The sequence below is a fragment of the Achromobacter sp. ACM02 genome (assembly GCF_014851605.1).
Taxonomy (GTDB): Bacteria; Pseudomonadota; Gammaproteobacteria; order Burkholderiales; family Burkholderiaceae_B; genus Achromobacter; species Achromobacter aegrifaciens.
This window is the reverse complement of sequence record NZ_JACUZY010000002.1, coordinates 249,835-266,077: the sequence shown is the minus strand read 5'-3', so window position 1 is coordinate 266,077 and position 16,243 is coordinate 249,835. Positions and strand designations below refer to the sequence as shown.

The following is a 16,243-nucleotide window of genomic DNA, read 5'->3' as shown; positions in this document are numbered from 1 at the left end:
CGCCGCCCGCCATTGGCGGCTATCCGTGACGGTCAAGTACCGATAAGATATATGGGAACCAATTTCCCTAGTGGCGAATGTTTTTCATTTCATCGAATCCTACTAGGAACCAATAAATGCAGGGAGTCCATGATGGCTACAGCGATCACCTATGACCGGCTGAGCGGCATCGAAGTCTTCGTTCAGGCCGTGGAAGCAGGCAGCTTCGCGCTCGCGGCGCAACGCCTGAACCTCACGCGCTCCGCGGTGGGCAAGTCCATCGCGCGGCTGGAGGCGCGGCTGGGCGCCAGGCTGTTCCACCGCACCACCCGCCAGCAAAGCCTGACCGACGATGGCCAGGCCTATTACGACCGTTGCGTGCGCGCGCTGGCCGAACTGCAGACCGCCGAGGCCGAGCTGGACAGCGGCCGGCGCGAGCCCCAGGGTCGCTTACGCGTCAGCGCGCCGCTGGTGTTCGGCCGCCATTGCGTCGCGCCCGTGCTGCGCGAACTGGCACAGCAGCATCCGCAACTGCAGGTGGAGGTTTCATTCAACGACCGGGTGGTCGATCTGATCGAGGAAGGCTACGACCTGGGCATCCGCGTGGGCGAGCTGCCCGACAGCGCCAGCCTGGCCGCGCGGCGGCTGGGCATGCAGACCATGGGCATCGGGGCTTCTCCCGCATACATCCAGGCACATGGCCGCCCGGTCACCGTGGATGAGATGCAGCGGCATGCCGCCATCGTCTACACGCGCAACGGCGTGGACAAGGCCTGGGCGCTGCATGGGCCCGACGGCCAGGTACTGCAGCTGCGCCCGCGTCCGTGCCTGCGTCTGGACGACCTGCAAGCCATCGCGGACGCCGCCATCGCCGGCGCGGGGCTCGCCTGGCTGCCCTGCTGGATGCTGACGCACTATGTGCGCACCGGCGAGCTGGACGTGCTGATGCACGGCGATCGCCTGGCCGCGCAAGAGGTGCACGCCGTCTGGCCGCAAGCGCGCTACCTGCCGTCCAAGACGCGCGCCGCCATCGACGCGCTGGCGGCCCGCGTACCCTCGATGCTGGCCGCCTGAGCGGCTCAGCCGAACTTGCGGCGGGCGTCCAGCGCCAGGCCGGCGCCGATGCTGCCGAACAGGTCGCCTTCGACGCTGCGCGCGCCCGGCACCAGGGCTGACACCGATTCGCGCAAACGCGGCACGCGGCTGGAACCGCCGGTGAAGAACACCGTATCCACGTCCGCGGTCGATACGCCGGCGTCGCGCAGCAACGCGCCCACCGTGGTCTCGACCTTTTCGATCAGGCGGCCCACGCAGGCGTCGAACGAGGGGCGCGTCACGTCCACGCCCAGCTCCGGCGCGATGCGCGACAGGTCGATGCGCGCGGCGGGCGTCTCCGACAGTGCGATCTTGGCCTCTTCGACCTGCACCGCCACCCAGTGGCCGGCGCGCTGCTTGACCAGGTTCAGCAGCAGGTCGATCTTCTCGCGGTCGCCAGCCTCGGCGCGGATGTAGGCGAAATGTTCGGCGGCCTTGCGCGTATAGGCCTGGTTGATGGTGTGCCAGCAGGCCAGGTTGCCATATTGCGTGGAGGGCACATCCTTGCCGCTGCGCAGCTGGCTGCCCAGCCCCAGCATGGGCATCACGTGCGCCAGGCTGAGCTGCTTGTCGAAGTCCACCCCGCCGATGTGCACGCCGCCGTAGGCCAGGATGTCTTCGCGGCGGTCGGCCTTGGTGGCGCGGCCGGGCCCCAGGCGGATCAGCGAGAAATCGGAAGTACCGCCGCCGATGTCGATGACCAGCACCAGTTCTTCGCGGTCGATCTGCGATTCATAATCGAATGCGGCGGCCAGCGGCTCGAACTGGAACTCGATATCGGTGAAGCCGACGCTGCGCGCGATCTCGCCCAGCGTGTCCTGGGCGGTCTGGTCGGCGGCCGGATTGTCATCCACGAAGAACACCGGCCGGCCCAGCACGGCGCGCGTGAAGCCGCGCCCCGCTGCGGTTTCCGCGCGGCGCTTGAGTTCGGCGATGAAGCGCGTGAGCAGGACGCGGAACGGAATCGAACGGCCCTGCACTTCCGTCGAGCCGTCGATCAGCGAGCTGCCCAGCAGGCTCTTCATCGAGCGCATTAGGCGCCCGTCGTAGCCCGCCAGGTAGTCGGAGATGGCGGCCCGGCCATAGCTGACTTCGGCGTCTTCGTCATGGAAGAAAATGGCCGAGGGCAAGGTGGTCTTGCCGTCTTCCAGGGCGAGGAGCGCGCGCTGATCGGGGCGGCTCCAGCCCACGGTGGAATTGGACGTGCCGAAGTCGACGCCGCATGCGGTGGAAATCATGGGGAATTCTGGGGCTGAAAGCAAAACGGCGCATAAGTGTAGCCGCAACCGCCAGAATCGCCATATCAGCCCGTGCGCGCCAGCGCCCTGGCCGTGAACGCCAGCGTCGCGGCCGCCACCAGCAAGCCGCTGGCAAAGCCCCCCGCGTAGCCGACCTGGGCCGCCAGCCCGGTCATGAGGGACGAGGTCAGGATCTCGCCCAGGTCGCGCGCGCTCTGCACCGCCGTCATGTCGGTGCCGGCCTGCTCGCCGCGGCTGGCAAAGCGCATGGCCAGCGTCATCAGGGCCACGGACGCGGCGCCCGCGCCGAACGCGCCCAGCGCCTGCGCGCCCAGGGCGCTGCCCGCCTGCGACGGCATCCAGCCCTGGGCCTGCGCCATCCAGGCCAGCGCGGCCGCGCCCGAGGCAGCCAGGCCCAGCGCCAGCACCGCGCGCGCGCCCAGCCGGCCGATCAGCCATGCCCCACCGCCGCAGCCCAGCAGCACCGTCACCACGCCCCCCGCCATGCCGACGCGCCCCACGGCCTCGACCGCCCAGCCCGCATCCACCAGGAACAGCTTGGACAGGCCATAGCCCGCCACCGCCGTCATGGCCGACAGGAAGGCGGCCGCGGCCAGGGCCCAGGCGCCGGGGCGGCGCACGAAGGCGCCCAGCGTGGCGCGGCGCCTGGCCGCGGGCATGGCCAGTTCGGTTTCACGCCAGGCGGCCGCCAGCAGCAGGCTGAACGCCACCACGGCCGCCAGGGTCAGCAACGCCCCGGTCTGTCCGATATGGCCGGCCAGTACCAGGCAACCCGGTCCGCCGAAGAAGAAGCCCACCATGGTGCCGCCCACCTGCACGGCATTGGCGCGCGCCAGATCCTGCCCCTGGAAGCGCTCCGCCGTCAGGCCGTCGGTGGCGATATCCTGCGTCGCACTGGCCAACGAAGCCAGCGCCATCAGGGCGACCACCCAGGCCGCCCCCGCGGCATCGATGCCGAGCAAGGACAGCGCCAGCAGGCAGGCCAGCACCACGGCCTGCATCGGCAGGATCCAGCTGCGCCGCCGGCCCATGGCGCGGGTCCAGCGGTTGTCGACCATGGGCGCCCACAGGAACTTCAGCACCCACGGCAGGCCGACCAGCGGCAGCCAGGCCAGCGCGTGCAGGTCCGCGCCGTCGCGGCGCAGCAGCGTGGGCAAAGCCTCCATGGCCACGCCCAGCGGTATGCCTTGGGAAAAATACAAGGCGCCTATCATCACGAACATGCGTGCGTCTGCAATACGGTTCACTTCAGATTTCCTTCAACAAGGGGCTGCGGGATTGCGGCGCATCCGCGCGACGGTGTTCGCTGCCCTGCCCCGGCGTCACGAACAGGATCTTGCCGGGACAGGCCACGTGCAGCCTGTGCCACACGCCGCGCGGCACGATGGCGCTGCGTCGGGTATCCAGCAGCATGTCGGTCTGGACGCCGTCCTCCGCCATCAGCGTGACCACCACGCGCCCTTCCAGCACGCAGAGCATTTCATCGCCGGCCGGGTGGCGCTCCCACACATCGCCATGCACGTCGGCGTCGCTGGCCACGGCCTTGATGCCGACCAGCCATTCGTCCTGCGGCGCGAGGCGGCGCAGACGGCCCACGTCGCGCATGGCGCCGTCGCGCCCCAGCGCCACGAAGTGGTCCAGCCAGTCGAACACCGGCCCGGTATCGGGTGCACTCATCGATCTCTCCTTCTGGTTGCCGGCGGACGCGCGCGGTGGGCGTCCGCCGCGGGTCATCAGTATTCGGCGCGCAGGGTCAGCATGACGTTGCGGGGCTCGCCGTAGCGGTTGTTCCAGGCCGTGCCCGACAGGCTCTGGTAATAGCCGCGGTCGAACAGGTTGTTGACGTTGAGCGCCGCGGTCACGTGCTTGTCCACGCGATAGGCCATGCGCAGATCCACCAGCGCATAGCCGCCCTGGCGCAGCGTGACGGGACCGGACACCGTGGAATAGCCCGACTGCACCTGCAGCCCGCCGCCCACGCTCAGCCGCCGCTCCATGCCGGGCAAGGCATAGTTGGTCCACAGGCGGAAGATGTGCTTGGGCGTGAAGCGCGCGAACGGCTGTCCGCCGGATTCCGAATCCGTCAGGTACTTGCTGGTGTTGAAGGTGTAGCCCGCGGCCACCGTCCAATAGGGCGTGATGCTGCCGGAGGCTTCAGCCTCGATCCCACGGCTGCGCACTTCCCCACCCGAGATGTAGTAGCAGTTGCGGCCCACGCATGGCCATGCCGGGTCCTCCTGCGCGCGGTTTTTCTGCTGTATCTGGAACACGGCCAGCGACAGGTTCAAGGCGCCGTCCGCCAGTTCGCCTTTGACGCCGGCCTCGTAGTTGGTGCCGGTAATGGGATCCAGCGGCTGGCCGTCGCGCGTCAGCTCGCCCTGCGGCTGGAAGACCTGCGCATAGCTGCCATACAGCGACCATTGGCGGTCGAGGTCGACGATCAGCCCGCCATAGGGCGTGAACTCCGGATCGATGCGCTGGCGCGCGCGGGGCGCGCTCTGGTTCCACCAGCTCATGCGTCCGCCCAGCACCAGCGTCACCGGATCGGCCAGCGAAAAGCGGCCCATGCCGTAGACGCCCTGCTGCTTCAACCGGGTTTCGCCGGGCGAGGTGTACGGCCCCACGCCAGGCTCGGGCACGCTGTGCGGATCCCAGTCGAAGACATTGACCGGCACGTTCGGATAGGGCGTCAGGTCCGCGCTGTACTGCTCGGACGTGGTGCGTTGGGCATTGCCGCCCAGCAGCAGTTCATGGCGCCGGCCGAACAGTTGCACCGGGCCGCCGACATAGGCGTCCACGCTGGCCTGGGTGTTGTCGAACTTGTAGGCCGCGCCCATCAAGGAGGAACCCAACCCGGTCTGGCGGTCTATCGCGCCATAAGCGCCGGCGTACTTCAGGTTGCTGTCCGCGGTCAGGTAATTGGCGCTGATCTTGGCGCTCCAGCCTTGGCCGAAGCGATGCTCCAGGTCCGCGAACACGCGCGTCGTATCCCAGTTGAAGCGGTCCCAGGCCACGTCCAGGTAGGTCGAGCGCTTCAGGCCGATATCGCCGCCGTCCTTGTAGCGCGGCACGCCGGCCATGTTGGTGGTGGAGCGGATGCGTTGAGTCTGCAGGCCGGCGGACAGCACCGTGTCCGGCCCCAGGTCCACCTCGCCTATTGCGTAGAGCAGCGCCGATTGCTGATCCGCGACGTCATAGAAATAACCACGGTCTTCCACGGCGCCGACGATGCGGCCGCGCACGCTGCCGCTGTCGTTCAAGGGGCCGCCCAGGTCGGTCTCCGCACGGTAGCGATCCCAGCTGCCGGCGCTGAGGGAGCCGTTGAACGAGAACTCGCGTTGCGGCCGCTTGCGCACCAGGTTCACCGTGGCGGCGGGATTGCCCGCGCCATGCATCAGGCCGTTGGCGCCGCGCAGGATCTCCACGCGTTCGTACACCGCCATGTCCTGCGGCGATGCCGCCATGTTGCCCATCAGCACGGGCACGCCGTCCTGCTCGAACGAATCTACTTTGAAGCCGCGCGCGTAGTACGCGGTGGTCAGCAGCTGATAGGGCTGCACCGTGATGCCGGTGGCGTGCTGCATCACCTCATCCAGGCTTTGCAGGTTCTGCTCGCGCATCCGCTCCTGCCCGATCACCGTCACCGACTGCGGAATCTCGCGCAGCGTCAGCGGCAGTTTGCCGAGGGTCGCCATGTCCTGCGCCACGCCCTCGCCGCTGACCGTCACCGCCGGCAGCGACGCGGCCTCCTGCGCCAGCGCCGGCCCCGTCGCCACCGCCAGCCACAGCGGCCAATGCCGCGCCCGCGCCGCGTTCCTGCGCGGCGCCCCCGTTTTCACCTGTTTTCGCACTGCCTGTCCTCTTAGAATTTTATTGAGAATAATTCTCAAGTAATTCTAGGAACGACAGCGGCCGCGCGTTGGCGATTGCGGAAGTCTTGCTGGCGATTGCGGAAGTTTCGACGCCTTAGCGGCCCGGCGCGACACTGCTGGGCAGCACGCCGTAGCGGCGCAGGAACGCCTTGGTGAAGTGCGAATCGGTATAGCCGCAGGCGTAGGCCGCCTCGGACACGGTATAGGCGCCTTCGGCCAGCAGCGCCTGGGCCTGCTCCATGCGCCGCTCGCGCACGTAGGCGTAGACGCTCTGGCCGAACAGCTTGCGAAAGCCGGTGGTGAGCTTGTTGACGTTCACGCCCACGCGTCGCGCCAGTTCGGGCAGCGAGGGCGGGTCCTGCAGGTTCGCCGCAACCAGGTCGCGCGCGTGATGCAGGCGTTCCACGTCGGCGCGCGTCAGGCCGCGCACGGGAGCGCCCTGCTCCGCCGGCTGCAGCGCGCCCAAGGCAAGCGCGGTCAGTTCCAGCGCCTTGGCCGAGAGGTACATGCGCCTGAGGGCGCCCTGCACCGGGCAGGCCAGCATCTGGTGGCCCAGGGCCTCCAGCTTGCGGTCCGCCCGCATATTGGCCTCGGCGTATGCGCCAACGGCCCGCGGCGCGCGCAGCAGGCCCGCCAATTGGGCCGGGTCCATGGCAAAGGCATCGCGCAGATGGTCCAGTCCCGTGCGCAAGGACACGAAGCGCAAGGACTGATGGGCGCCAAACTCGTGCTCCATGCCCATGGCGTCCTGGCACACGCTCAGGTGCAGCGCGGGCCCGCTCACGCGGGTGGACGCGGCGCCGCGCACGCTATAGCGCAGGTCCCCGTCCAGCACGAGCACCAGCTTCAGGCCCGGCTCCAGGCGCTCCTGCACGCGCTCGTCGCGGCCAAAGCGCAGCGTGCCGCCCGCCAGCGAAATAGCGGGCGTGGCGGCCGATACGGTCCAATCAGGTTCGGGATGGGCGGCGGTCAAGATGGCGGCTCCGTCGCGGCGGGCAGCGCTGTTGATGAGATTGAATATTATTACCGTTTGACCAGAACGGAAAGCCGCCCGTTGGGCGGCGGCGCGCGCCTTATTGCTGGCGACGCTGCTCCAGCTCTTTCAGGCACTGCGCCACGCCGGCCTGCATCTGCGCGTTCGACACGGCGGCGCGGTCCGACACTTCGCGGCAGCGCACGTACTGGGCCTGGCTTTCCGGCGTGTCGCGGATGACCGCGGGCGCGGAGCCGGCTTCGGGCGTGACCGTCATGCGCAACGTGGAAGGCGGCGACAGGCTGCCGTCCTTGGAGCGCACGCTGGGGTACTGGTACTCCTGCGTGACGGGCGCCGCATTCTGCGCCTGTACGGCGCCGGCCGCGCACAAGGCGGCAAGCAGGAAGGCGGAAATGTGGAGTTTCTTCATGACGACCTCTCTTCAATGGACTGACGTCCAGGGCGCGCTCCGGGGCCCCTGGGCATGCCGCACTATGGTATCCCCGGCCGCTGGCGCGCGGCGTGCCAAGACGCTACACAATCCGCCACAGTTGTTTCCCGGGGTTTCTCTGGCGGGCCGCCCTACGCGGGCCGCACCCTACTTCTTCGGCACGGACTGGCGCAGCGGCGCCAGCAAGGAAGACAAGCCGTTGTGGTCCAGCTCGTGCATCAGGGCCAGCAGACGCCCCAATTCACCCGGCGGAAAGCCCTTGCGCGCGAACCAGGCCAGGTAGGGCCCGGGCAAATCCGCGATCAGGCGTCCCTGGTACTTGCCGAAGGGCATGGTGCGCGTGACCAGCAAGGACAGCAGTTCAGGATCCATGGCGGTCACCAGGCAGCCGCGGCGGCGAAGACGATGTCCGCCGCACGCCCGGCCAGCGCATTGATACGGGCCAGCACGGCCTCGGCATCGGCTGGCGCGGGATTCGTCTCGAACAGCGCGCGCTGCACGTCTATCACGATCAAAGCGGAGGTCATGGTTTTCTCAAATTGGTTGGGCTTCAGTCCTGCGCGGCAGCGACCCGCGCGTACATCCAGAAGTCGCGAGGTTCGCCGCGCACCAGGCGGTAGCGGCGCATCAGTCCTTCGCACTGAAATCCGCAGCGTTCCAGCACGCCGGCCGACGCCACGTTGGTATCCAGCACGGTAGCCTGGATGCGTGCGAAGCCCAGCTCGCGCAAGGCCCACTCGGTCACGGACACACAGGCGCGCGTGGCGATGCCACGCCGCCAGTACGGCGGCGCGACGTCATAGGCGATCTCCGCGCGCCGCGCGGACGCAGCGATCTCGTTCAAGCCTATGGTGCCCGCCAAGACGCCGTCCAGCGTGACGATGGCCAGGCGCAGGCTGTGCGATACCGCTGGCTGACCATAACTGCGGATCAGGCGCACCAGCGTATCCGGTCCGTCCAACTGCCAGCTGGTATGGCGCGTGACCGCCTCGTCGCGCAGATATGCGTGCCAATCGGCCGCGTCTGCTTCCCGCAATGGGCGCAGCCGCAAGCCTTCCAGCCCCAGTACGGGCAGGTCCTGCGGATAGTCAGTGAGGTGCGGAATCATCCTGGGGCGCGGTCGGCTGCGGCGGCAGCGCCGCGACATGGCGCAGCTTATCAGGGTTGCGCACGATGTAGATGGCGGCGATCCTGCCGTCGCGCACCTCCAGCGTGGTGGACCGGGGCAAACCGTCCAGTTCGGTCGCCAGCACCCCCGGCATGCCGTTCAATTGCGTCACCACGGCGTCCAGGAACTGGCCGCTGGGCTTTTTCGCCAGACCGGCAAAAAAACGCGCGATCTTGTCGCTGCCCAGAATGGGCCTGAACACGGCCAGCTTTTTGCCGCCGCCGTCCGCATGCAGCACGGCGTCATGCGCCAACAGGCTGCGCAGGGCATCCACATCGCCCGCGCGCGATGCCTGCCAGAAGGCATCGGCGATGCGCGCGCCTTCCTGCTCCGTCACTGCGAACCGCGGACGCGCGTCGCGCACGCGGCTGCGCGCCCGCGCGGCCAACTGGCGGCAGGCTGCCTCGTTGCGGCCCAGCGTCGCCGCGATCTCCGCGAACGGCATGTCGAACACGTCGTGCAGCAGGAAAGCGGCCCGTTCCAATGCGGACAGGCGCTCCAGCGCCAGCATCAGCGCCACCGACAGATCGTGCGCAATCTCCCCCGCACCCGCCGCCTCATAGCTGCCCGCGTCGGGCAAGGGTTCGGGCAGCCATGGCCCCACGTACTCCTCGCGCCGCGCGCGCGCCGATTTCAACTGGTCCAGGCACAGCCGCGTGACCGTCCGCGACAGGAAGGCGCGAGGCGTCTCGACCCGGCCGCGGTCCGCGTCGCGCCAGCGCAGCCACGCGTCCTGCACGATGTCCTCGGCCTCCGCCCATGACCCCAACATGCGGTAGGCCAGACCCTGCAAATGCCTGCGATGGGGCTCGAAGTCGGCAACGGCATCGGGAATGGCGGACGCGCTCATACGGCCTGGCCTCAGTGCTTGGGATGCTGCGAGCGGAACCCGACTGCGATGCGGTTCCAGCTATTGATCATGTTGATGGCGACGGTCAGGTTGACCTGCTCTTCCTCGTTGAAATGCCTTGCCATTTCGGCGTAGTCCGCGTCCGGCGCGCGAGTATCGGCAAGTCTGGTCAACGACTCCGTCCACGCCAGCGCGGCGCGCTCACGCTCGCTATACAGCGAAGATTCGCGCCAGGCATCCAGCAGGTACAGGCGCATTTCGGTTTCGCCCTGTTTACGGGCATCGGTGGAATGCATGTGCAGGCAGTAGGCGCAACCATTGATCTGCGAAGCGCGCATCTTCACCAGTTCGAGCAGGCTGTGTTCCAGGCCGCAGCTTTCGACGAAGTCGTTCAGGGCGATCATGGCTTTCATGGCCTTGGGCGAGGCGGTGTAGGCGTTCAGGCGGGCGGTGCTCATGGCGGGTCTCCGGCAAGGTAGGCATGCGCCGCAGGATGCGGCGCCATTACCCGTAGGACGAGACAGCCTGCCATGACGTGACATCGCCCGCCGGAAAATTTGTAAATCCGGCTAGAAAGCCAGCCGTCCGCGCAGCTCCCCGAACGGCACCATCACATGTTCGCGATAGGCTGGACGGGCCTGCAGGCGCTCGTACCAGGCCTGCAGATGGGGCATGGACGGATGCGGGATGTCCAGTTCGAAGTAGCGGTAGAGCGTGGTGCCCGCCGGAATGTCGGCCAGGCCCAGGGTTTCGCCGCCCAGATACGGACGGTCCGCCAGCGCGCGGTCCAGTTGCCGCAGGCAGGCATGCGTGGCGGCGATGGAGCGCTCGATGGCCGCCGTGTCGCGCTGCGCCTCGGGAGTGCGGTAACAGCCCCAGAACACGCCCGTCAGAAAGGCTGGCTGCAAGGCGGTCTGGGCCCAGTCCATCCAGCCGTCGGCGCCGGCCCGCTGCGCGGGGTCGTCCGCCCAGAAGCGGCCGGCGCCGTCGCGCGCGGCCAGATAGCGCAGGATGGCATGGGACTCCCAGACCGTCGTCGCGCCATCGCGCAGCAGCGGCACCTTGCCGTGCGGATTCATGGCGCGGAACTCGGCCGTGTCCAGCAGCCCGTGCTCGCCGCCAGCCAGCACATGTTCGTACTCCAGGCCCAGCTCTCCCGCCAGCCACAGCACCTTCTGCACATTGAATGAACTGCGGCGTCCCCAAATGGTCAGCATGGCGATGGTCCTCAGGCAGCTTGCACGATGCGCGGCTCGCAACGCACCGGGAAGTTGACCGAATTGGCGATGAAGCAGAAATGATGCGCGCGCTCGTGCAGTTCGGCCGCCAGCGCAGCGTCGTCGCCAGCGCGGATGGTCACTTCGGGGCGCAAGGTGACGGCGCTGAAGAAGCCGCCACGCTCGCGGTCCTCGACCATGACGCCTTCGGCCTCGTCGCGGTAGGCCTCCACCGTCACCCCTTCGACCGCGCAGAAGTGCAGATACCAGAGCTTGTGGCACGCGGACAGCGACGCCACCAGCATGTCCTCGGGATTCCAGCGCGCGGGATCGCCGCGGAAGGCCGGATCGGACGATCCCGGCACATCGGGCTTGCCCGCCGCACGGATCACGTGGTCGCGGGAATAGGCCGCGTAGCTGGACGTGCCGGAGCCGGTGTTGCCGGTCCAGTCGACGGTGACGTTGTAACGGTGTTCGCCTTTCATCGGAATCGTCCTGTTCAAGAGGGAAGGCCCGGGCCGGTGCGCCTGGAAAATAAGGTAGCGTAGCGCATGCACGGCCGCTGCCGGCCCCCGCGCTTTACATCCCGTTTCAGCACCGCCCCGTTACTGTCCGTATCGTGACCGGTTTGCCAAACAGGAGCTCGCCATGATGAAAACCACCCTGACCTGCGCCCTGACGCTAGCCCTGCTCGCCGGCTGCGCGCCCTCCCGGCCCGGCGCCGGCGGTTCCGCCCCCGTCGACAGCCACACCGCCCGCGATTCGCTGGACTGGGCCGGCAGCTACGAAGGCACCCTGCCCTGCGCCGACTGCCCGGGCATCCGAACCCGCCTGACCTTGGAACAGGATGGCCGCTACGAAAGACAGACCCAGTACCTGGACCGCCAGCCGCAGCCCGAGGTGGTAACCGGCACATTCAGCTGGGAGTCCGACGGCAGCACCATCCGCCTGGACGCGTCCGGCGACAGCCAGCGCTACTTCGTGGGCGAAAACCAGGTGACCATGCTGTACCGCGACGGCACCCGACCTACAGGTCCGCTGGCCCCGCACTACGTACTGCGCCGCGCACAATAAGGCATCGCGCAACGCGCGCGCTTGCGGCTATGCTTGCCGCATCGTGCGCGCCAGCGCGCGCCCCTACGCCCAAGGAAACCATGAAGACCGACCACGAGCTGCTTTCCGCCTTCGCCCCCACCGGCGCGTTGCGCGCGTCCATCAACCTGGGCAATCCCATCCTCGCCCACGCCGATCCCGTCACCGGCCAGGCCGGCGGCGTCTCGGTCGACCTGGCAACTGAACTGGCGCGGCGCCTGGACGTGCAGCTGGAACTGGTGGTCTTCAAGTCGGCCGGCGAATCCGTCAATGCCGTGGCCGCAGAAGAGGCCGACGTGGGCTTCTTCGCCATCGATCCGCTGCGCGGCGCGCAGATCGCATTCACCGCGCCCTACGTGGTCATCGAAGGCGCGTACCTGGTGCGCCAGGACTCGCCCATCGCCAGCATGGACCAGGTGGACCGCAAGGGCCAGCGCGTGGTGGTCGGCAAGGGCAGCGCCTACGACCTGCACCTCACGCGGGAACTCAAGCAGGCAGAGATCTTCCGCGCGCCAACCTCGCCCGCCGTCGTCGACACCTTCATGCAGGAAAACATGGAAGTCGCCGCAGGCGTGAAGCAGCAGCTTGAAGCCGACGCGCAGCGCCTGGGCGGCCTGCGCCTGCTGGACGGCCACTTCATGCTGATCCGGCAGGCCATGGGCGTGCCCAAGAGCCGCGGCGACAAGGCCAGCGCCTACCTGGCTGCCTTCGTCGAGGCCATGAAGAAATCGGGCTTCGTCGCCGAAGCCCTGGCCCGCCACAAGATCCAGGGCGCCGCGGTGGCGCCACTGGAGGCCTGAGCCCGTTGCTCGCGCCTCGCAAGAACAAGGCCCCGCTCGAGCGGGGCCTTGTTTTATGCGCCATCGTCGCATCCTCAGTGGCTGATCATCCAGGGCCTTGCGCCCGCGAACGACTTCGCCCCATCGGGCGTGGTGCGCGTCTTGCCCGCCGTCTTGCCGCCGGAGCAGCATCCGCAATTCATGCCGTGGCCGGAACGCGAACTGCGCGGCTCGTGGGCGCTGCGTTCATTGACCGCGCGCGCCCGGTTCACCGCGGACGATAGCGCCGAGATCGCCGGCGCTCCGCCCAGGATGCGGCCGCACATCGCGCCGCATTGCGGGCAGGCCGCGGGATCGCGCCACTGGGCCAGAGGCACCAGCGCCGCGAACTCGCCGCAATCGCCGCAGGCATAGTCATACATGGGCATGGGATGGCTCCTAGCGGTCGCGCGACAGCGGCATGTCCACGCCGCCCTGGATGTGCTTGACGGGGCCGGACGCCGACGGTTGGATGTCGAAGTCGAAAATCTCCGTCGGCAGCCACAGCGTGGCGCAGGAGTTAGGGATGTCCACCACCCCGCTGATATGCCCCTGCACCGGCGCGCAGCCCAGCAACGAATACGCCTGGGCGCCCGAATAACCGAACTTCTTCAGGTACTCGATGGCGTTCAGGCAGGCCTGCCGGTACGCGACGTTCACGTCCAGGTAGTGCTGCTTGCCGGATTCGTCCACCGAAATGCCTTCGAAGATCAGGAAGTCCTTGTAGGCCGGCGTGATCGGGCTGGGCTTGAAGATCGGATTCCTGATCGCGTACTTGTCCATGCCGCCCTTGATCAGCGACACGCGCATGTGCACCCAGCCCGCCATTTCAATGGCGCCGCAGAACGTGATCTCGCCGTCGCCCTGCGAAAAATGCAGGTCGCCCACCGACAGGCCGCCGCCCTTCACATAGACCGGAAAGAACACGCGCGCGCCGCGCGAAAGGTCCTTGATGTCGCAGTTGCCGCCGTGCTCGCGCGGCGGCACCGTGCGCGCGCCTTCGCCCGCCGCCTTGTCGCGCTCCGCTCCCTGCATGGCGCCCATGTGTGCCGTCTTCGGCGCGGGCGGATTGGCCAGCGGCGGCACGCGGTTGGGATTGGTGTCGATCAGCGCCTGCTCGCGCCGGTTCCAGGTATCCAGAAGCTTCTTGTCCGGCAGGCAGCCGATCAGCCCGGGATGGATCAACCCGGCGAAGTTCACGCCCGGGATATGGCGGGACGACGTGAACATGCCATGGAAATCCCAGATGGATTTCTGCGCGTGCGGAAAATGCTCGGTCAGGAAGCCGCCGCCGTTATTGCGGCTGAAGAAGCCGTTGAACCCCCACAGGCTGTCCGGCTTGGCGCCGATGTCCAGCAGGTCCACCACCAGCAAGTCGCCAGGCTCGGCCCCTTCCACACCCACCGGCCCCGAGAGAAAGTGCACCGTGGACAGGTCTACGTCGCGGACGTCGTCGGCGCTGTCGTCGTTCTTGATTGCGCCGCCGGTCCAGTCATAGGTTTCCAGCACGAAGTCATCCCCGGGCTTGACCCACACGGCCATCGGAATGTCCGGATGCCAGCGATTGTGGATCTGTGCGTTCTCGTAGGGGGATTGGGCCAGGTCGACCTTGATGAGGGTATCGGTCATTCTCTTTCATCTCCAACGTAACTTGTTGATAAAACAGAAATTTCTATCTCCGACTGTCTCGCGAGCGCGCCAGGCGGCGTTGCAAGTCGTTGATATGTAAAGAACAGTAGGCGAGTTTCAGGCAACCGTAAACTGGGTTTTCGACCAGTAACCAGGGGATAAATCGGAGTAGAACTTAAGAGGCATGGGATGCGTCATGCGCCCGCTGCACCCCCACCTGCCATCACCTGATCCAGGGCCATCGCACAACACTCTTTCCATATATTCAATACAAAAAACTACACACGCAGGAAACATACCTCCGCCAGACTAATGGATCCGAAATTCAGTTCCTTTTCAAAGGGCAGTGAGCGTATCTATTGGATGCCATGTCGACCGCCCCCTCCGTCTCGTGCAGCACTGCGCGAAATTGTGCGATTTATATTTCCGGCGGCATCGGCGACGGAGTGCTCAGCATGGTTTTTGCCCGGGCATTGGCCGAACAAACCGGAGGGACGGTCTCATTGCTCATGACTCAAAATGAGTCCGCGCAAGAACTGTTCCGCGCTCAGCCCTATGTAGGGGAAGTCATCTCGCTGCGATCGGAAAACCGGCTGCAAGGCTGGGAACGAATCACACGGGTGAAGCAGGTCCTGGCGGATCGCGCCTACGACAGCCTGTTTCTCTTTACCTTCCGTACTCACATTGCGCTGGCGGCCCGCTTGGCAGGAATTCCACGGCGCATCGGTTTCGTACGCATGCATCATCCGCATCTCGCGGCACTGCTCACGCATCGTCTCTGGGTACGCCGCAAAGGAACCCCGCACCCCGACATCTATACATGGCTGCCGTTGCTGTATGCCAAGGCTGGCTATCAGTATGAGCCACGTTATCCGTCGCTATTCTGTACGGATTCGGCGAGCAGCAAGGCCATCCAGTTCTGCCAAGCGCAATCGCGGACGGTTGGCTTCGGCTTGAATGGATCGATACCCTGCAAACGCTATAGCGGCAGAGCTTTTGCGGAGGTCGCGCGCATCTTGCATGCGCAAGATAGCGGACTGCGTTTTGCATTGGTGGGCGGCAGCGATGTCCAGGAGATCGCCCAAGAAATTCGCAGCTTGCTGCCCGAGTCCATTGTTTTGCTGGACGCAACGCAACAGGCCACGGACATATGCGATAGCCAGGCGCTGATCGCGCGCTGTTCGGTGTTTGTTTCCAACGACAGCATGGGCATGCACATTGCGGCGGCCCACGGAATACCGACCATAGGTCTGTTCGGCGCCACTCCTGCGTTGCGGTATGTGCCCTGGCTGCATCCGATTGAAGCCGCCGTAAAGGGCGACATGGCCAGCATTGCGCCGCAGACAGTGGCCGAGGCGATCTGGAAGCATCTGGCGGCAGCGGGTTCGGACGGATCTGCCCATCCGGCGCACTGATGCTCGCGGCAGTTATGATGCTGCCCATTCAGTCGCATTCCCAAGGTATCCCCGCATGGCCGCTCTTGACCGACGCTCCCTCGCCGTCCTGCTCCTCTGCGCCGCCAGCGCCCCCGCCGTCGCGCAAGACTGCGTTGCGCAGGTCCAGGCAGAGCAGGCGCGCATCGACCGCGCGCAGGACGTGCAGCGCACGCGCGAAGCATCCAACGATCTGCAATTGAATCGCGAGCTGTGCCAGGGCCGGCTGGACCTGCTGGATGCGCGCTACGCCCTGGTCGACGACTTCGAGGCCTGCCGCCGCAAGGGGGTCGAGTTTCCGGCGAAGATGGCGCGCGCGCTGAGCGACGCGTCCGAGGAACTGGCCGACAAAAAGGCCGCATGGATCAGAACCTGCGGCCTGCAGATGAAGGATTGAGCGGCCCGCC

The 16,243-nt window shown here is 66.9% G+C and carries 20 protein-coding genes; 5 read left to right on the top strand and 15 right to left on the bottom strand.

What is annotated here, in order from left to right:
* Positions 1-132: 132 nt before the first annotated feature.
* A complete protein-coding gene (locus IB258_RS06035) occupies positions 133-1,053 on the top strand; it encodes a LysR substrate-binding domain-containing protein (protein WP_119449362.1) in 921 nt (306 codons plus the stop codon).
* 5 nt (positions 1,054-1,058) lie between these two features.
* On the opposite strand, the gene IB258_RS06030 is transcribed toward IB258_RS06035, so the two are convergent.
* From IB258_RS06030 to IB258_RS05970, 13 genes are all read right to left on the bottom strand, one after another.
* On the bottom strand, positions 1,059-2,312 hold the full coding sequence (locus IB258_RS06030) for an Hsp70 family protein (protein WP_054452538.1): 1,254 nt from the start codon (positions 2,310-2,312) through the stop codon (positions 1,059-1,061).
* Between the two features lie 65 nt (positions 2,313-2,377).
* Positions 2,378-3,556, bottom strand: a complete 1,179-nt coding sequence (locus tag IB258_RS06025) for a RhtX/FptX family siderophore transporter (protein ID WP_370539824.1) — start codon at positions 3,554-3,556, stop codon at positions 2,378-2,380.
* A 25-nt stretch (positions 3,557-3,581) separates the two neighbouring features.
* Positions 3,582-4,010, bottom strand: coding sequence for a cupin domain-containing protein (locus tag IB258_RS06020; RefSeq protein WP_119449271.1), 429 nt, complete (start codon positions 4,008-4,010; stop codon positions 3,582-3,584).
* A 56-nt stretch (positions 4,011-4,066) separates the two neighbouring features.
* Entirely contained in the window at positions 4,067-6,184 is a 2,118-nt protein-coding gene (locus tag IB258_RS06015; protein ID WP_370539815.1) for a TonB-dependent siderophore receptor, read from the bottom strand.
* A gap of 115 nt (positions 6,185-6,299) precedes the next feature.
* Positions 6,300-7,178, bottom strand: coding sequence for an AraC family transcriptional regulator (locus IB258_RS06010; RefSeq protein ID WP_175164269.1), 879 nt, complete (start codon positions 7,176-7,178; stop codon positions 6,300-6,302).
* A gap of 100 nt (positions 7,179-7,278) precedes the next feature.
* Positions 7,279-7,608 (bottom strand): hypothetical protein, encoded by a 330-nt coding sequence (locus IB258_RS06005; protein ID WP_054452546.1) that lies wholly within the window; start codon positions 7,606-7,608, stop codon positions 7,279-7,281.
* Between the two features lie 168 nt (positions 7,609-7,776).
* A complete protein-coding gene (locus IB258_RS06000) occupies positions 7,777-8,001 on the bottom strand; it encodes a DUF3820 family protein (RefSeq protein ID WP_192352299.1) in 225 nt (74 codons plus the stop codon).
* A 5-nt stretch (positions 8,002-8,006) separates the two neighbouring features.
* A complete protein-coding gene (locus tag IB258_RS05995; protein WP_225590299.1) occupies positions 8,007-8,156 on the bottom strand; it encodes a hypothetical protein in 150 nt (49 codons plus the stop codon).
* A 23-nt stretch (positions 8,157-8,179) separates the two neighbouring features.
* Positions 8,180-8,737 (bottom strand): GNAT family N-acetyltransferase, encoded by a 558-nt coding sequence (locus tag IB258_RS05990; RefSeq protein ID WP_192352298.1) that lies wholly within the window; start codon positions 8,735-8,737, stop codon positions 8,180-8,182.
* Complete coding sequence (locus IB258_RS05985; RefSeq protein WP_192328636.1) at positions 8,718-9,647, bottom strand: sigma-70 family RNA polymerase sigma factor; 930 nt, start codon at positions 9,645-9,647, stop codon at positions 8,718-8,720. Before IB258_RS05985 ends, IB258_RS05990 begins: the two co-directional genes overlap by 20 nt.
* Before the next feature lie 11 nt (positions 9,648-9,658).
* Positions 9,659-10,105 (bottom strand): carboxymuconolactone decarboxylase family protein, encoded by a 447-nt coding sequence (locus IB258_RS05980; RefSeq protein WP_054452557.1) that lies wholly within the window; start codon positions 10,103-10,105, stop codon positions 9,659-9,661.
* Between the two features lie 111 nt (positions 10,106-10,216).
* Positions 10,217-10,864, bottom strand: a complete 648-nt coding sequence (locus IB258_RS05975) for a glutathione S-transferase family protein (RefSeq protein WP_054452559.1) — start codon at positions 10,862-10,864, stop codon at positions 10,217-10,219.
* Between the two features lie 11 nt (positions 10,865-10,875).
* Complete coding sequence (locus tag IB258_RS05970; protein ID WP_054452562.1) at positions 10,876-11,349, bottom strand: OsmC family protein; 474 nt, start codon at positions 11,347-11,349, stop codon at positions 10,876-10,878.
* Positions 11,350-11,512: 163 nt separating this feature from the next.
* On the opposite strand from IB258_RS05970, the gene IB258_RS05965 reads away from it, so the two are divergent.
* Positions 11,513-11,938, top strand: a complete 426-nt coding sequence (locus tag IB258_RS05965; protein ID WP_054452565.1) for a copper resistance protein NlpE — start codon at positions 11,513-11,515, stop codon at positions 11,936-11,938.
* An 80-nt stretch (positions 11,939-12,018) separates the two neighbouring features.
* Positions 12,019-12,756 (top strand): ABC transporter substrate-binding protein, encoded by a 738-nt coding sequence (locus IB258_RS05960; protein WP_119449266.1) that lies wholly within the window; start codon positions 12,019-12,021, stop codon positions 12,754-12,756.
* 74 nt (positions 12,757-12,830) lie between these two features.
* On the opposite strand, the gene IB258_RS05955 is transcribed toward IB258_RS05960, so the two are convergent.
* Together IB258_RS05955 and fmdA are read right to left on the bottom strand one after the other, a co-directional pair.
* The gene (locus IB258_RS05955) at positions 12,831-13,163 is read right to left on the bottom strand and encodes an FmdB family zinc ribbon protein (RefSeq protein ID WP_125472600.1); all 333 of its coding nucleotides are present in this window, start codon (positions 13,161-13,163) and stop codon (positions 12,831-12,833) included.
* 10 nt (positions 13,164-13,173) lie between these two features.
* Complete coding sequence (gene fmdA / locus IB258_RS05950) at positions 13,174-14,403, bottom strand: formamidase (RefSeq protein ID WP_054452573.1); 1,230 nt, start codon at positions 14,401-14,403, stop codon at positions 13,174-13,176.
* 368 nt (positions 14,404-14,771) lie between these two features.
* Between fmdA and IB258_RS05945 the strand changes: the two genes are divergently transcribed.
* Complete coding sequence (locus IB258_RS05945) at positions 14,772-15,818, top strand: glycosyltransferase family 9 protein (RefSeq protein ID WP_054452574.1); 1,047 nt, start codon at positions 14,772-14,774, stop codon at positions 15,816-15,818.
* 55 nt (positions 15,819-15,873) lie between these two features.
* Positions 15,874-16,233, top strand: a complete 360-nt coding sequence (locus IB258_RS05940; RefSeq protein WP_054452577.1) for a hypothetical protein — start codon at positions 15,874-15,876, stop codon at positions 16,231-16,233.
* The last annotated feature ends 10 nt before the right edge of the window (positions 16,234-16,243 follow it).

Bases quoted from the DNA above. Each gene is read 5' to 3' on its own strand.
- IB258_RS06000 (WP_192352299.1), bottom strand. From the start codon at position 8,001: ATGGATCCTGAACTGCTGTCCTTGCTGGTCACGCGCACCATGCCCTTC.
- IB258_RS05995 (WP_225590299.1), bottom strand. From the start codon at position 8,156: ATGACCTCCGCTTTGATCGTGATAGACGTGCAGCGCGCGCTGTTCGAG.
- fmdA (WP_054452573.1), bottom strand. From the start codon at position 14,403: ATGACCGATACCCTCATCAAGGTCGACCTGGCCCAATCCCCCTACGAG.
- IB258_RS05940 (WP_054452577.1), top strand. From the start codon at position 15,874: ATGGCCGCTCTTGACCGACGCTCCCTCGCCGTCCTGCTCCTCTGCGCC.
- IB258_RS05955 (WP_125472600.1), bottom strand. From the start codon at position 13,163: ATGCCCATGTATGACTATGCCTGCGGCGATTGCGGCGAGTTCGCGGCG.
- IB258_RS05980 (WP_054452557.1), bottom strand. From the start codon at position 10,105: ATGAGCACCGCCCGCCTGAACGCCTACACCGCCTCGCCCAAGGCCATG.
- IB258_RS06005 (WP_054452546.1), bottom strand. From the start codon at position 7,608: ATGAAGAAACTCCACATTTCCGCCTTCCTGCTTGCCGCCTTGTGCGCG.
- IB258_RS05965 (WP_054452565.1), top strand. From the start codon at position 11,513: ATGATGAAAACCACCCTGACCTGCGCCCTGACGCTAGCCCTGCTCGCC.
- IB258_RS06020 (WP_119449271.1), bottom strand. From the start codon at position 4,010: ATGAGTGCACCCGATACCGGGCCGGTGTTCGACTGGCTGGACCACTTC.
- IB258_RS05970 (WP_054452562.1), bottom strand. From the start codon at position 11,349: ATGAAAGGCGAACACCGTTACAACGTCACCGTCGACTGGACCGGCAAC.
- IB258_RS05990 (WP_192352298.1), bottom strand. From the start codon at position 8,737: ATGATTCCGCACCTCACTGACTATCCGCAGGACCTGCCCGTACTGGGG.
- IB258_RS05975 (WP_054452559.1), bottom strand. From the start codon at position 10,864: ATGCTGACCATTTGGGGACGCCGCAGTTCATTCAATGTGCAGAAGGTG.
- IB258_RS06030 (WP_054452538.1), bottom strand. From the start codon at position 2,312: ATGATTTCCACCGCATGCGGCGTCGACTTCGGCACGTCCAATTCCACC.
- IB258_RS05945 (WP_054452574.1), top strand. From the start codon at position 14,772: ATGTCGACCGCCCCCTCCGTCTCGTGCAGCACTGCGCGAAATTGTGCG.
- IB258_RS05985 (WP_192328636.1), bottom strand. From the start codon at position 9,647: ATGAGCGCGTCCGCCATTCCCGATGCCGTTGCCGACTTCGAGCCCCAT.
- IB258_RS05960 (WP_119449266.1), top strand. From the start codon at position 12,019: ATGAAGACCGACCACGAGCTGCTTTCCGCCTTCGCCCCCACCGGCGCG.
- IB258_RS06035 (WP_119449362.1), top strand. From the start codon at position 133: ATGGCTACAGCGATCACCTATGACCGGCTGAGCGGCATCGAAGTCTTC.
- IB258_RS06025 (WP_370539824.1), bottom strand. From the start codon at position 3,556: ATGTTCGTGATGATAGGCGCCTTGTATTTTTCCCAAGGCATACCGCTG.